The sequence below is a fragment of the Oleiphilus sp. HI0066 genome, from assembly GCF_001635725.1.
This window is the reverse complement of sequence record NZ_LWFH01001608.1, coordinates 1-575: the sequence shown is the minus strand read 5'-3', so window position 1 is coordinate 575 and position 575 is coordinate 1. Positions and strand designations below refer to the sequence as shown.

The 575-nt window shown below is 47.5% G+C and carries 1 protein-coding gene; it reads right to left on the bottom strand.

What is annotated here, in order from left to right:
* The coding region (locus A3738_RS25215) for a PilW family protein (RefSeq protein ID WP_197474028.1) at positions 1–575 on the bottom strand (575 nt) is incomplete at both ends.

The window sequence follows — 575 nt, the reverse complement described above, 5'->3', positions numbered from 1 at the left end:
AATGGTATTCGTAGTTTCATACGGCACATAAAAGCGTAAGTCCGCAGCCGTCGTAGCCGTGCCATTGAAGTTATAGGTTTGGTTTTCCGCAACTGTGCGATCTTCAGACGCGGTAAGAATGCGTGTGCGTACTGCTACAACATTCAAAAAGTCATCGACGTCATCGGCAGCCACATAGCGATTCGCTGTTCCATCATCATTAGTATCTTCACCGTAAAGCACCTGCATATCTTCCACGCCTTCGGCGATCTCTTGAGTCGAAAACGAGGAAGTCTCGCCAGAGCGGTTAATCTGCGTCATGAACAGTGCGCGACCACCATCGGCCGTATTGCCGACGTGGTATGCAGTAATAGTAGGTAGGTACAAGTAACTACCGTCAGGATCATAAATATCATCAGCAAAGTTGGCGCTATTGTTATGCGATGTCCCATGATTAAGCACGTTCGTTGCTGTTGGGTCACTCGTTATAGAGAATAGCTCAGCACGCGCACAACTCGATACGATCACTAGGTCGTTTGTTGCGATATCACAAGAAGAAGCATTCGGAACAGTAATCGAAGTTGCATCAGAAGCTG